Here is a 14,434-nt window from a genome sequence, read left to right as displayed (position 1 = left end):
GGTAAAAGTTAAAAAAGGCTTTTTAATAGTATAAAATTTTTCATAAAATTTAGCTCTAAGATCAACGACTAATTCATTTTCTAAAAATTTATCGAGTTCATCAGAGAAACTATCTTTGTAATATTTTTCTATATTAAATTCTTTAATTTTCTCTCCTTGTTTTAATTTGTAATAAGGTATTAAATCTTTTGCTAAAATAGGACCAAAAAGATTAGAAAATATCAAAACATTCTCATCTATGTATTTTCTTGAATTCTCGCTTAAATTTTCATAGTCTAAATGATCAAAAGCAACTCCATTATATCTTTGAATAGCTTTGTTTGTTTCTTTTGTTAAAATATCATGAGTTAATTCTTCTATTTCACTTGCATCTTTTATACCAAAAAATTTTTCAAGTTCAACTTCATTGCATTGATTTATATGATTTTTATATTTTGTAAGTACCTCAAGTCTTTTACTATATAAATTACTAAAAACAAAAGAGTTTTTATTTATATAATCTTGCGTATTTATTTTATTTTTGCTTTCGCTAGGTGAAAATAAAATTTTCATAATCAATCCTTTATTTTTTAAAAATTATATAAAATTATTTAAAACACTTGACATTAATTTAAAATTACATTATAATTCAACTTTATTTTTTGCTGGTTTAGCTCAGTTGGTAGAGCAGCTGCCTTGTAAGCAGCAGGTCGGGGGTTCAAGTCCCTTAACCAGCTCCATTGTTGATAGCAGTGTTTGACCAGAAATAAAAAGCATTTTTATCATGGTGAGTTACTCAAGTGGCCAACGAGGGCAGACTGTAAATCTGCTGGCTTTCGCCTTCCGTGGTTCGAATCCACGACTCACCACCATTGCTTTGCGGGAGTAGCTCAGTTGGCTAGAGCATCAGCCTTCCAAGCTGAGGGTCGCGGGTTCGAGTCCCGTTTCCCGCTCCAACCTAATTTTGGTAGAGTGAAACTGGGAGCTGTTTTTAAATTCAGAATTTCTAGCAGTTTCAATTTCCAAAATTTTATAATTTATGTTTTTAATTTTTCTGAGCGCTCGTATGGCTCAGAGGTAGAGCACTCCCTTGGTAAGGGAGAGGTCGCGGGTTCAAGTCCCGCTATGAGCTCCATTGATTTCAAAAGATTATAAAACATAAATTAGTATTTGTTTGTAAATTTTATATGGAGGAAAAAGATGGCTAAAGAAAAATTTTCACGTAATAAGCCTCACGTAAATATTGGTACTATTGGTCACGTTGACCACGGTAAAACTACTTTAACAGCTGCTATCTCTGCTGTTCTTTCAAGAAGAGGTTTGGCTGAGCTTAAAGATTATGATAATATCGACAATGCTCCTGAAGAAAAAGAGCGTGGTATTACTATTGCAACTTCTCACATTGAGTATGAAACAGAAAATCGTCACTATGCTCACGTAGACTGCCCAGGTCACGCTGACTATGTTAAAAATATGATTACTGGTGCTGCTCAAATGGACGGTGCTATTCTTGTTGTTTCTGCTGCAGATGGTCCAATGCCACAAACTAGAGAGCACATCTTACTTTCTCGCCAAGTAGGTGTACCATATATCGTTGTTTTCATGAATAAAGCTGATATGGTTGATGATGCTGAATTATTAGAATTAGTTGAAATGGAAATTAGAGAACTATTAAGTTCTTATGACTTCCCAGGAGATGATACTCCAATTATTTCAGGTTCTGCTTTACAAGCTCTTGAAGAAGCAAAAGCTGGACAAGATGGTGAATGGTCTAAAAAAATCTTAGATCTTATGGCAGCAGTTGATGAGTATATTCCAACTCCAGCTCGTGATACAGATAAAGATTTCTTAATGCCAATCGAAGACGTATTCTCAATTTCAGGTCGTGGTACAGTTGTTACTGGTAGAATTGAAAAAGGTGTTGTTAAAGTTGGTGATACTATTGAAATCGTTGGTATTAGAGAAACACAAAGCACTACAGTAACTGGTGTTGAAATGTTTAGAAAAGAAATGGATCAAGGTGAAGCAGGTGATAATGTAGGTGTTCTTCTACGTGGTACTAAAAAAGAAGATGTTCTTCGTGGTATGGTTCTTGCTAAGCCAAAATCAATTACTCCACATACTGACTTTGAAGCAGAAGTTTATATTTTAAATAAAGATGAAGGTGGTCGTCATACTCCATTCTTTAATAACTATAGACCACAGTTCTATGTAAGAACAACGGATGTTACTGGTTCTATCCAACTTGCAGAAGGCGTTGAAATGGTTATGCCAGGTGAAAATGTTAGAATTACTGTAAGTCTTATTGCACCAGTTGCACTTGAAGAAGGTACTCGTTTTGCTATCCGTGAAGGTGGCCGTACTGTTGGTTCAGGTGTTGTATCTAAAATTATTAAATAATCATAAGCGAGATTTTATCTCGCTTTTTAAGGAATAAAAATGAGAATTAAAGTTGGCTTGAAATGTGAAGAGTGCGGCGATATTAATTACAGCACTTTTAAAAATAGTAAAAATACAACTGAAAAATTAGAATTAAAAAAATATTGCCCAAGATTAAAAAAACATACAGTTCATAAAGAAGTTAAATTAAAAAGTTAAGGCTTTTATATAAAAGCCCTTAGGGCAATAGCTCCAACGGTAGAGCGCCGGATTCCAAATCCGATGGTTGGGGGTTCGAATCCCTCTTGCCCTGCCACAAAATAAGGTTAAATATGGAAAAACTAATAACTTATTTTAAATTGTCAAAAGCTGAATTATCAAAAGTTATTTGGCCTTTGAAAGAGCAAGTTAGAAATGCTTATATTACTGTTTTTGTAGTTGTTACTGTTGTTTCATTATTTTTAGCATTGGTTGACTTGATTATGTCATTTTCATTATCTAAGATTATAGGATAAAATAATGAATCATAAATGGTATGCAATTCAAACTTATGCAGGTAGTGAAATGGCTGTAAAAAGAGCCATAGAAAATTTAGTTAGAGATCATGGAATTCAAGAGCAATTGCTAGAAGTAATTGTTCCAACTGAAGATGTGATTGAATTTAAAAATGGTAAAGAAAAAATAAGCGAAAGAAGTTTGTATTCAGGCTATGTATTTGCCAATATTGACTTATCAACAGAACTTTGGCATAAAATTCAATCTTTGCCAAAAGTTGGTCGTTTTATAGGGGAAAGTAAAAAACCAACCCCATTGAGTGAAAAAGATATCAATCTTATTTTAGAAAAGGTGAAAAATAAAGCAGCACCTAAACCTAAAATTTCATTTGATAAAGAAGAAAGTGTAAGAATAACCGAAGGTCCTTTTGCAAACTTTGTTGGTATTGTAGAAGAATATGATATGGTTAGAGGGGTTTTAAAGCTAAATGTTTCAATATTTGGCAGATCAACTCCAGTAGAGATCTTATACTCTCAAGTTGAAAAAATAGTTTGATAATATACAAGTAAAGGAGTAAGGTTATGGCTAAAAAAGTCGTAGGAGAAATAAAATTACAAATAGCTGCTACTAAGGCTAATCCATCACCTCCAGTTGGTCCTGCTTTGGGTCAACAAGGTGTTAATATTATGGAATTTTGTAAGGCATTTAATGAAAGAACAAAAGATATGGCTGGCTTTAATATTCCAGTTGTTATTACTGTTTATGCAGATAAAAGCTTTACATTTATCACAAAACAACCACCAGCTACTGATTTAATCAAAAAAGCTGCAGGTATTTCTAAAGGTGCGGATAATCCTTTAAAAAATAAAGTAGGTAAATTAACTAAAGCACAAGTTTTAGAAATTGTTGATAAAAAAATAGCTGATATGAACACAAAAGATAGAGAGCAAGCTGCTAAGATTATTATGGGTTCTGCTCGTTCTATGGGTGTTGAAATCGTAGATTAATACTCTTTACCGCCAAGAGTTTAAAAAGGCGGTAGCACTTTATATAAAATGCGGAGAAAAATTAATGTCAAAAAATACTAAAAGATTTACAGAATTATTAAAAAAAATAGATTCAAATAAAAATTACTTAATGGATGAAGCAATAAGCACAGTTAAAACTCTTGCATCTGCTAAATTTGATGAAACAGTTGAAATTGCTTTAAAATTAAATGTTGATCCAAGACATGCAGATCAGATGGTAAGAGGTAGTGTAGTTTTACCTTGTGGTACAGGTAAAAAAGTGCGTGTTGCTGTTATAGCAAAAGATGCAAAAGCTGATGAGGCAAAAAATGCAGGTGCTGATATAGTTGGTAGTGATGATTTAGTAGAAGAAATTCAAAAAGGAAATATGAATTTTGATGTTTTAATTGCTACTCCAAATTTGATGGGTTTAGTTGGTAAAGTAGGTCGTATTTTAGGACCTAAAGGTTTAATGCCAAATCCTAAGACAGGTACTGTGACAATGGATGTTGCACAAGCTGTGAATAATGCTAAAAATGGTCAAGTTAACTTCCGTGTTGATAAGCAAGGAAATATCCATGCAGGTTTAGGTAAAGTTAGCTTTACTCAAGAACAATTAAAAGAAAATATGACAGCATTTGTAAAAGCTATTAATAAACACAAGCCAGCTGCTGCAAAAGGAAGATATATTAAAAATGCTAGTCTTTCTTTAACTATGAGTCCTTCTCTTTCTCTTGATACTCAAGAATTACTTGATACAAAATAAAATTAATGAGAGTTTTACTCTCATTAATAAAAATTAGATAAGATAATAACTTTTATTTTATCTAATTTTTATCTTAGATTGGAGATAGCCGAGGTCCTAGGACTTAATTAGATTTTTCTGCTCTGCTTGAAATCACCGGTCGGAAAGGAGTAAAGATGACTAAAAGCCAAAAAGTTGAACTTGTTTCTAAACTTGAAGAAGGTTTTAAAGTTAGTGAGGCTGTTGTAGTTTGTAACTATAAGGGTTTAAATACTAAAAAACTTGAAGAGTTAAGAAATAATGCGAGAGAAATGGATGTTAAAGTTCAAATTATTAAAAATACTTTAGCAAGTATTGCTCTTAAAAATGCCGGCAAAGATGGAATGGAACTTAAAGATACTAATATTTATCTTTGGGGTGAAGACCAATTAAATGTTTCAAAAGTTGCTGATAAATTTAGCGAAGCTAATCAAGCATTTGAGATCAAAACTGCATTTATCGAAGGCGAAGTTGCTTCTGTAGATAAAGTTAAAGCTTTAGCTAAAATGCCTTCTCGTAATGAATTACTTGCTATGCTTTTGCAAGTTTGGAATGCACCAATCACCAATTTTACAATTGGATTAAATGCATTAAAAGAAAAAAAAGAAGCTGAATAAAATTATAAAAAGGATAAAAAATGGCAATTACTAAAGAAGATGTATTAGAATTTATTTCTAACCTAAGTGTTCTTGAGCTTTCAGAATTAGTAAAAGAATTTGAAGAAAAATTTGGTGTTTCTGCTGCTCCAGTTATGGTTGCGGGTGCTGCTGTTGCGGGTGCTGCTGGCGGTGCTGCTGAAGAAAAAACTGAATTTGATATTGTATTACAAGATGGTGGCGATAAAAAAATTAATGTAATTAAAGTTGTTCGTGCTTTAACTGGTCTTGGATTAAAAGAAGCAAAAGATGCAGTTGAGCAAACTCCATCAGTTCTTAAAGAAGGTGTTAGTAAAGCTGAAGCTGAAGAAGCTAAAAAACAACTTGAAGAAGCTGGCGCTAAGGTTGAACTTAAATAATTTTTTATTTTTAAAAGAAAGGATTTTATATCCTTTCTTGTTTTCCTTTAATAAGGATTCTTTCTTTCAATACTTTTACCATGGGGTATAATAATATGTTAAATTCACAATCAGGAAATCGTTTAAGAATAGACTTCTCGAATGTTCCACAACAAATAGACATTCCAAATTTATTACAATTACAAAAAAAGAGTTTTGATTATTTTTTAAATTTAGATGCAAAAAATTCAGAAAGTGGAATTGAAAAAGTTTTCAAATCTATCTTTCCAATCCATGATCCGCAAAATAGATTAAGTTTAGAATATGTAAGTAGTGAAGTAGGTAAACCTAAATATACCATTAGAGAGTGCATGGAAAGAGGTTTAACTTATTCTGTAAATTTGAAAATGAAAATCCGTTTAACTTTACATGAAAAAGATGAAAAAACGGGTGAAAAAATCGGTATAAAAGATATCAAAGAACAAGAAATTTATATTAGAGAAATTCCTTTAATGACAGATAGAATTTCTTTTATAATTAATGGGGTTGAAAGAGTTGTTGTAAATCAACTTCATAGAAGTCCAGGTGTTATTTTTAAAGAAGAAGAAAGTTCTACTGTTGCAAATAAATTAGTATATACAGCTCAAATTATACCAGATCGTGGTTCTTGGCTTTATTTTGAATATGATGCAAAAGATGTGCTTTATGTGCGTATTAATAAAAGAAGGAAAGTGCCTATTACTATTTTATTTAGAGCACTTGGTTATAAAAAGCAAGATATTATAAAATTATTTTACCCTATACAAACTATTCATGTTAAAAAAGATAAATTTTTAACTGAATTTAATCCAAATGACTTTTTAGATAGAGTCGAATATGATTTAAAAGATGAAAAAGGCAATGTTGTACACCAAGCCGGTAAAAGAATGACAAAGAAAAAAGCTGAGCAACTTATAAAAGACGGTGTTAAATGGGTTGAATATCCAATTGAAATTTTAACAAATAGATATTTAGCTAACCCTATTATTAATAAAGAAACCGGTGAGGTTTTGTTTGATTCTTTAACGCTATTAGATGAGGGAAAATTAGCTAAAATTAAAGAAGAAAAACAATTTGATATTGCAAATGACTTAGCAAATGGAGTTGATGCTGCTATTATTAATTCTTTCATTCAAGATAATGAGACTTTAAAATTATTAAAACAAACTGAAAATGTAGAAGATGAAAATGATTTAGCAGCTATTAGAATTTATAAAGTAATGAGACCAGGTGAGCCTGTAGTAAAAGATGCTGCAAAAGCTTTTGTAAATGATTTATTTTTTAATCCTGAAAGATATGATCTAACAAAAGTTGGTCGTATGAAAATGAATCATAAACTAGGATTAGATACACCTGAATATGTTACAGTTTTAACAAATGAAGATATAGTAAAAACTGCAAAATATTTAATTAAAGTAAAAAATGGTAGAGGCCATATTGATGATAGAGATCATTTAGGTAATCGTCGTATTAGATCGATTGGAGAGCTTTTAGCTAATGAACTTCATGTGGGTCTTGCTAAAATGCAAAAATCAATTAGAGATAAATTTACCGCATTAAATGCAGATATTGATAAAGTAATGCCTTATGACTTAATCAATCCTAAAACAATTACTGTGACAATTATGGAATTTTTTACCGGTGGTCAATTGTCTCAATTTATGGATCAAACAAATCCATTAAGCGAGGTAACTCATAAGCGTCGTTTATCTGCGCTTGGCGAGGGTGGTTTAGTAAAAGAAAGAGCGGGTTTTGAAGTGCGTGATGTCCATGCAACGCATTATGGAAGAATTTGCCCTGTTGAAACTCCAGAAGGTCAAAATATCGGTTTGATTAATACGCTTTCAACTTATGCTAAAGTAAATGATCTAGGTTTTGTTGAAGCACCTTATAAGAAAGTAGAAAATGGAAAAGTAAGCAATGAAATTGTTTATTTAACCGCTACTCAAGAAGAAGGTTTAGTGATCGCAGCTGCTTCAACTAAAATTGATGAAAAAGGTAATATTGTTGAAGAATTTGTTGAAGCAAGACAAGATGGTGAAACAATCTTAGCAAGAAGAGAAGAAGTGCATTTGATTGATCTTTGTTCAGGTATGATAGTAGGGGTCGCAGCTTCTTTGATTCCATTTTTGGAGCATGATGATGCAAACAGAGCCCTGATGGGTTCAAACATGCAGCGTCAAGCAGTGCCTTTACTAACCGCACAAGCACCTATAGTAGGTACTGGTATGGAAAAAATCATTGCACGTGATGCTTGGGAAGCTATTAAAGCTAAAAGAGCAGGTATTGTAGAAAAAGTTGATAATAAAAATATTTTTATTTTGGGCGAAGATGAAAATGGACCATTTATTGATCATTATAAAATGGAAAAAAATCTAAGAACTAACCAAAATACAACTTTTATTCAACACCCGATTGTGAAAAAAGGCGAATTTATTCAAGCAGGTCAAATTATTGCAGATGGTCCAAGTATGGACCAAGGAGAGCTTGCTATTGGTAAAAATGCTTTGATCGCATTTATGCCATGGCATGGATATAATTATGAAGATGCTATTGTAATTAGTGAGAAAATTTTACGCGAAGATACTTTCACTAGTGTTCATATTTATGAAAAAGAAGTAGAGGCTAGAGAACTTAAAGATGGCGTTGAAGAGATTACAAAAGATATTCCAAATGTTAAAGAGGAAGATTTAGCACATCTTGATGAGAGTGGTATTGCAAAAATAGGAACTCATATAAAGCCTGGTATGATTTTGGTAGGTAAAGTTTCACCTAAAGGTGAGGTAAAACCTACGCCTGAAGAAAGATTACTAAGAGCTATTTTTGGTGAAAAGGCAGGACATGTTGTAAATAAATCTTTATATGCAACTGCTTCATTGGAAGGTGTTGTTGTAGATGTAAAAATATTTACTAAAAAAGGTTATGAAAAAGATGCTCGTGCTGTAAAAGCCTATGATGATGAAAAATTAAATCTTGAAAAAGAACATCACGATAGACTTTTGATGATGGACAGAGAAGAAACTTTAAGAGTATGTTCTTTGCTTTCTAAATCACCTTTAAATTCAGACGAAGAAATAAATGGTGTTAAATATAAAAAAGGTTCCAAGGTAGAAATTACCGAGTTGGAAAAAATTAATCGTTTTGCATTAAATTCTTTAGTTAAAGCTTATTCTAAAGAAGTGCAAAAAGAATATGATGATTTAAAAAATCACTTCCAAAACGAGAAGAAAAAGCTTAAAACAGAGCATGATGAAAAATTAGAAATTTTAGAAAAAGATGATATTTTACCAAGTGGAGTGGTAAAACTTGTTAAAGTATATATTGCGACTAAGAGAAAATTAAAAGTTGGGGATAAAATGGCAGGACGCCATGGAAATAAAGGTATTGTATCTAATATCGTTCCAGAAGTTGATATGCCTTATTTACCTGATGGAAGACCTATTGATATAGCTTTAAATCCTCTAGGGGTTCCAAGTCGTATGAATATAGGACAAATTCTTGAAAGTCACTTAGGGATTGTTGGTATGAGACTAGGTGATCAAATTCAAGAAATTTTTGATAGAAAACAAAAAGATTTTGTAAAAGAATTACGCGAAAAAATTCTTGAAATTTGTAGTGTATCTAGACTTGAGCTAGAAAAGAAATTTGTACAAACTTTAAATGATGAGCAACTTATTTCTTATGCTAGAGATTGGGCTAAAGGGGTAAAATTTGCTACTCCTGTATTTGAAGGTGTAACGGTTGAAGAATTTGGTAAGCTTTTTGAAATGGCTAAAATAGCTATGGATGGAAAAAGCGAACTTTATGATGGAAGAACTGGTGAAAAAATGGCAGAGCGTGTGCATGTTGGATGTATGTATATGCTTAAATTACACCATTTAGTAGATGAAAAAGTTCACGCAAGAAGCACTGGACCTTATAGCTTAGTAACACAACAACCAGTTGGCGGTAAAGCATTATTTGGTGGGCAAAGATTTGGTGAGATGGAAGTTTGGGCTCTTGAAGCTTATGGAGCAGCTCATACTTTAAGAGAAATGCTTACTATTAAATCTGATGATGTTGAGGGTAGATTTAGTGCTTATAAAGCTTTAACAAAAGGCGAGAATGTTCCAGTAACAGGTATCCCAGAGACATTCTTTGTACTTACAAATGAATTAAAATCTCTTGCTTTAGATGTTGAGATTTTTGATAAGGATGAGAATAATGAGTAAATTTAAACCTATCGAAATAAAAGAAGATGGCAGACCTAGAGACTTTGAAGCATTTCAATTAAGACTTGCAAGTCCTGAAAAAATCAAATCATGGTCTTATGGGGAAGTAAAAAAACCAGAAACGATTAATTATAGAACTTTAAAGCCTGAAAGAGATGGGCTTTTTTGTGCTAAAATTTTTGGACCAGTAAGAGATTATGAGTGTCTTTGTGGTAAGTATAAAAAAATGCGTTTTAAGGGCATTAAGTGTGAAAAATGTGGTGTTGAAGTTACTAGTTCTAAAGTGCGTCGTTCAAGAATGGGGCATATTGAGCTAGTTACCCCAGTAGCACATATATGGTATGTGAACTCTTTACCAAGTCGTATCGGTACTTTACTCGGCGTAAAGATGAAAGACTTAGAACGCGTATTATATTATGAAGCATATATAGTAGAAAATCCAGGTGATGCATACTATGATAATGAAAATACTAAAAAAGTTGAATTTTGTGATGTGTTAAATGAAGAGCAGTATTTAAATTTAATGCAACGCTATGAAAGTAGTGGATTTAAAGCTAGAATGGGTGGTGAAGTTGTTAGAGATTTGCTAGCAAATTTAGATCTTGTCGAGCTTTTAAATAAATTAAAAGAAGATATTGCAGCAACTAATTCAGAAGCAAAGAAAAAAACTATCATCAAACGCTTAAAAGTGGTAGAAAATTTCTTAAATAGTAATTTAAATAGCAATACAAATATTGATGAAGTAGTACCAAATCGTCCCGAGTGGATGATGATCACAAATTTACCTGTATTACCACCTGATTTAAGACCTTTGGTAGCTTTAGATGGTGGAAAATTTGCAGTTTCTGATGTGAATGATTTATATAGAAGGGTTATCAATAGAAATACGCGTTTAAAAAGACTTATGGAGCTTGATGCACCCGAAATTATCATTAGAAATGAAAAAAGAATGCTACAAGAAGCAGTTGATGCTTTGTTTGATAATGGCAGAAGAGCAAATGCAGTTAAAGGTGCAAATAAGCGCCCATTGAAATCTTTAAGTGAAATTATCAAAGGTAAACAAGGTCGTTTTAGACAAAATCTACTTGGTAAAAGGGTGGATTTCTCAGGTCGTAGTGTTATTGTTGTTGGACCAAAACTTAGAATGGATCAATGCGGTTTACCTAAAAAAATGGCTTTAGAATTATTTAAGCCACATTTGTTAGCTAAGCTTGAAGAAAAAGGTTATGCAACTACCGTAAAACAAGCTAAAAAAATGATAGAAAACAAAACTAATGAGGTTTGGGAGTGCTTAGAAGAGGTTGTTAAAGGTCATCCTGTAATGCTTAACCGTGCTCCAACCTTGCATAAGCTTTCCATCCAAGCTTTCCATCCTGTGCTTGTAGAGGGTAAAGCAATTCAACTTCATCCATTAGTGTGTGCGGCATTTAATGCTGACTTTGACGGGGACCAAATGGCTGTGCATGTGCCTTTATCTCAAGAAGCAATAGCTGAGTGTAAAGTATTAATGCTCTCATCTATGAATATCTTGCTTCCAGCAAGTGGTCGTTCTGTAACTGTACCTTCTCAAGATATGGTTTTGGGGATTTATTATCTATCTTTAGAAAAAGATGGTGCTAAAGGCGAGCATAAAATTTGCACAGGTATTGAAGAGGTTATGATTGCTCTAGAAGCAAAATCTTTAGATATTCATGCAAGCATTAGAAGTGTGGTTGATGGAAGAAAAATCACAACAACCGCGGGTAGATTGATTATTAAGTCTATCTTACCTGATTTTGTTCCTGAAAATATGTGGAATAAAGTCATGAAGAAAAAAGATATTGCAGCTTTGGTTGATTATGTTTATAAAGAGGGTGGCCTTGAAGTAAGCGCTAGCTTTTTAGATAAACTAAAAGATCTTGGTTTTGAATATGCAACAAAAGCAGGTATTTCTATTTCAATTGCTGATATTATTGTGCCTGATCAAAAGCAAAAAAGCATAGAAGAAGCTAAAAAACAAGTAAGAGAAATTCAAAATTCATATAATTTAGGTTTGATTACTTCGGGTGAAAGATATAATAAGATTATTGATATTTGGAAAAGTACTAATAATATCCTATCAAAAGATATGATGGAGTTAATTAAAAAAGATAAAGAAGGATTTAACTCTATTTATATGATGGCAGATTCTGGTGCTAGAGGTTCAGCAGCTCAAATTTCACAGCTTGCTGCGATGAGGGGTCTTATGGCAAAACCTGATGGCTCAATTATTGAAACACCGATTATTTCAAATTTCCGTGAAGGACTTAATGTTCTTGAATATTTTATTTCAACTCATGGTGCTAGAAAAGGTCTCGCAGATACAGCATTAAAAACAGCAAATGCAGGTTATTTAACAAGAAAGCTTATCGATGTGGCACAAAATGTAAAAGTTACAATGGATGATTGTGGTGCACATGAGGGGGTTGAAATTAATGAAATCACAGCAGATGGTGTTGTGATTGAAACCTTGGAGGAAAGAATTTTAGGAAGAGTTTTAGCTGAAAATATTATTGATTCTATTACTAATGAAATTTTATTTTCAGAAGGTACTTTAATAGATGAAGAAAAAGCTAGAGTAATTGTTGAAAGTGGTGTAAAGAGTGTAAGTATTAGAACTCCTATTACTTGTAAAGCTAAAAAAGGAGTTTGTTCTAAATGTTATGGTATTAACCTAGGTGAGGGCAAATTAGTTAAGCCAGGTGAAGCTGTAGGTATTATATCTGCTCAATCAATCGGTGAGCCAGGAACTCAGCTTACACTAAGAACTTTCCATAGTGGTGGTACTGCTAGTACAGATTTACAAGATCGTCAAGTAGTAGCACACAAAGAAGGTTTTGTAAGATTTTATAATCTTAACACTTATGAAGATAGACAAGGTAAAACTATCGTTGCAAATCATCGTAATGCTGCTATTTTACTTGTTGAGCCAAAAATCAAAGCCCCATTTAAAGGAACTATCCATATTGAACATGCGTATGAAGATGTAGTAGTTAGCGTTAAAGCAAAAAACAATGAAGCTAAATTTATATTAAGAAAATATGATTTAGCAAAAGCTAATGAGCTTGCCGGTGTAAGTGGTAATATCGAAGGTAAGTTATATATTCCATATAGCGATGGTGTTGAAGTAGCTGAAAATGAAAGTATTGTTGAAGTGATCAAAGAAGGTTGGAATATACCAAATCGTATTCCTTATGCAAGTGAATTGCTAGTAAAAGATGGTGATCCTATCACTCAAGATATTATAGCAGGTGCAAAAGGCACATTAAAATTTTACATGCTCAAAGGCGATGGTTTAGATAGGATTAAAAATCTTAAAAAAGGTGATGTAGTTAAAGAAAAAGGTGTTTTTGTTGTTATTGCTGATGAAAATGATAGAGAAGCAAAAAGACATTATATACCAAGAGAATCCGTGATTGAATTTGATGATAGTGCTTTTGTAGATAATCCTAAAGCTATTATAGCAAAATCAAGCAAAGAAGATAAAACTATCATTGCTGAATGGGATGCATATAATAACACCGTAATTGCAGAGGTTGCAGGTACTATAAATTTTGAAGATATTGAATCAGGCTATAGTGCTGATGAACAAATTGATGAAGCAACAGGTAAAAGATCGCTTGTTATTAATGAGTATTTACCAAGTGGAGTGCGTCCAGCGTTGTTAATTATAGGTGAAAATGATAAGGTAGTGCGTTATCAATTAGAGCCAAAAACTGTTATTTATGTAAATGATGGTGATAAGGTGAAGCAAGCTGATATTTTAGCTAAAACACCAAAGGCAGCAGCTAAATCAAAAGATATTACCGGGGGTCTTCCAAGAGTATCTGAATTATTTGAAGCAAGAAAGCCGAAAAACACTGCCGTTGTAGCTGAAATTGACGGAGTTGTTAGATTTGATAAACCTTTAAGATCAAAAGAAAGAATCATTATTCAAGCAGAAGATGGAAGTAGTGCAGAGTATTTGATAGATAAATCAAAACGTATTCAAGTAAGAGATGGCGAGTTTATCCATGCGGGTGAAAAATTAACCGATGGAGTTATTTCAAGCCATGATGTACTTAGAATTTTAGGTGAAAAAGCATTACATTATTATCTTATTTCTGAAATTCAGCAAGTTTATCGCGGTCAAGGTGTTGTGATTTCTGATAAGCATATTGAAATCATCGTATCACAAATGCTAAGACAAGTTAAAATTGTAGATAGTGGTCATACTAACTTCATCGTGGGTGATTTAGTTTCAAGAAGAAAATTCAGAGAAGAAAATGAAAGAATTTTAAGATATGGTGGTGAGCCTGCTGTGGCTGAACCTGTGTTACTTGGGGTAACAAGAGCGGCTATTGGAAGTGATAGTGTGATTTCAGCTGCTTCTTTCCAAGAAACAACGAAAGTTTTAACAGAAGCAAGTATTGCAGGTAAATTTGATTATCTTGAAGATCTAAAAGAAAATGTAATCTTAGGTCGTATGATTCCTGTTGGAACGGGATTATATCAAGAACAAAAACTTAAATTAAAAGAAAAAGAATAA

The 14,434-nt window shown here is 32.6% G+C and carries 11 protein-coding genes and 5 tRNA genes; 15 read left to right on the top strand and 1 reads right to left on the bottom strand.

Annotated elements, in window-relative coordinates:
• The coding region (gene yaaA, locus L8W40_RS07430) for a YaaA family protein (RefSeq protein WP_263665077.1) at window positions 1-552 on the bottom strand (552 nt) is incomplete at its 3' end.
• A 91-nt stretch (window positions 553-643) separates the two neighbouring features.
• On the opposite strand from yaaA, the gene L8W40_RS07425 reads away from it, so the two are divergent.
• The 15 genes from L8W40_RS07425 (at window position 644) to rpoC (ending at window position 14,434) form a co-directional block, all read left to right on the top strand.
• A tRNA-Thr gene (locus tag L8W40_RS07425) sits at window positions 644-719 on the top strand.
• Between the two features lie 46 nt (window positions 720-765).
• Window positions 766-851, top strand: a tRNA-Tyr gene (locus tag L8W40_RS07420).
• A gap of 7 nt (window positions 852-858) precedes the next feature.
• Window positions 859-935, top strand: a tRNA-Gly gene (locus L8W40_RS07415).
• A 104-nt stretch (window positions 936-1,039) separates the two neighbouring features.
• Window positions 1,040-1,114, top strand: a tRNA-Thr gene (locus tag L8W40_RS07410).
• Between the two features lie 65 nt (window positions 1,115-1,179).
• Complete coding sequence (gene tuf / locus L8W40_RS07405; RefSeq protein WP_039617742.1) at window positions 1,180-2,379, top strand: elongation factor Tu; 1,200 nt, start codon at window positions 1,180-1,182, stop codon at window positions 2,377-2,379.
• 39 nt (window positions 2,380-2,418) lie between these two features.
• Window positions 2,419-2,577 carry a 50S ribosomal protein L33 gene (gene rpmG, locus L8W40_RS07400; RefSeq protein ID WP_039617743.1) on the top strand — a complete coding sequence of 53 codons (159 nt, stop codon included), beginning with the start codon at window positions 2,419-2,421 and terminating at the stop codon, window positions 2,575-2,577.
• 21 nt (window positions 2,578-2,598) lie between these two features.
• Window positions 2,599-2,674: transfer RNA gene (locus L8W40_RS07395), tRNA-Trp, on the top strand.
• A gap of 16 nt (window positions 2,675-2,690) precedes the next feature.
• Window positions 2,691-2,873 carry a preprotein translocase subunit SecE gene (gene secE / locus L8W40_RS07390; protein WP_039617745.1) on the top strand — a complete coding sequence of 61 codons (183 nt, stop codon included), beginning with the start codon at window positions 2,691-2,693 and terminating at the stop codon, window positions 2,871-2,873.
• 1 nt (window position 2,874) lies between these two features.
• The gene (gene nusG, locus L8W40_RS07385; protein ID WP_087684660.1) at window positions 2,875-3,408 is read left to right on the top strand and encodes a transcription termination/antitermination protein NusG; all 534 of its coding nucleotides are present in this window, start codon (window positions 2,875-2,877) and stop codon (window positions 3,406-3,408) included.
• A 26-nt stretch (window positions 3,409-3,434) separates the two neighbouring features.
• On the top strand, window positions 3,435-3,860 hold the full coding sequence (rplK, locus tag L8W40_RS07380; protein WP_012661181.1) for a 50S ribosomal protein L11: 426 nt from the start codon (window positions 3,435-3,437) through the stop codon (window positions 3,858-3,860).
• A gap of 64 nt (window positions 3,861-3,924) precedes the next feature.
• A complete protein-coding gene (gene rplA / locus L8W40_RS07375) occupies window positions 3,925-4,626 on the top strand; it encodes a 50S ribosomal protein L1 (RefSeq protein ID WP_039617747.1) in 702 nt (233 codons plus the stop codon).
• A gap of 155 nt (window positions 4,627-4,781) precedes the next feature.
• Window positions 4,782-5,261, top strand: coding sequence for a 50S ribosomal protein L10 (gene rplJ, locus L8W40_RS07370; RefSeq protein WP_133319935.1), 480 nt, complete (start codon window positions 4,782-4,784; stop codon window positions 5,259-5,261).
• A gap of 20 nt (window positions 5,262-5,281) precedes the next feature.
• Window positions 5,282-5,659 carry a 50S ribosomal protein L7/L12 gene (rplL, locus tag L8W40_RS07365; RefSeq protein ID WP_012661184.1) on the top strand — a complete coding sequence of 126 codons (378 nt, stop codon included), beginning with the start codon at window positions 5,282-5,284 and terminating at the stop codon, window positions 5,657-5,659.
• Between the two features lie 95 nt (window positions 5,660-5,754).
• A complete protein-coding gene (gene rpoB / locus L8W40_RS07360; protein ID WP_263665076.1) occupies window positions 5,755-9,888 on the top strand; it encodes a DNA-directed RNA polymerase subunit beta in 4,134 nt (1,377 codons plus the stop codon).
• Complete coding sequence (gene rpoC / locus L8W40_RS07355) at window positions 9,881-14,434, top strand: DNA-directed RNA polymerase subunit beta' (RefSeq protein ID WP_263659896.1); 4,554 nt, start codon at window positions 9,881-9,883, stop codon at window positions 14,432-14,434. Before rpoB ends, rpoC begins: the two co-directional genes overlap by 8 nt.

The sequence above is a fragment of the Campylobacter sp. IFREMER_LSEM_CL1846 genome (assembly GCF_025772105.1).
In the GTDB taxonomy this organism is placed as follows: Bacteria; Campylobacterota; Campylobacteria; order Campylobacterales; family Campylobacteraceae; genus Campylobacter_D; species Campylobacter_D lari_D.
The sequence above is the reverse complement of the archived record's forward strand: the minus strand, read 5'-3'. Positions and strand labels throughout refer to the sequence as shown.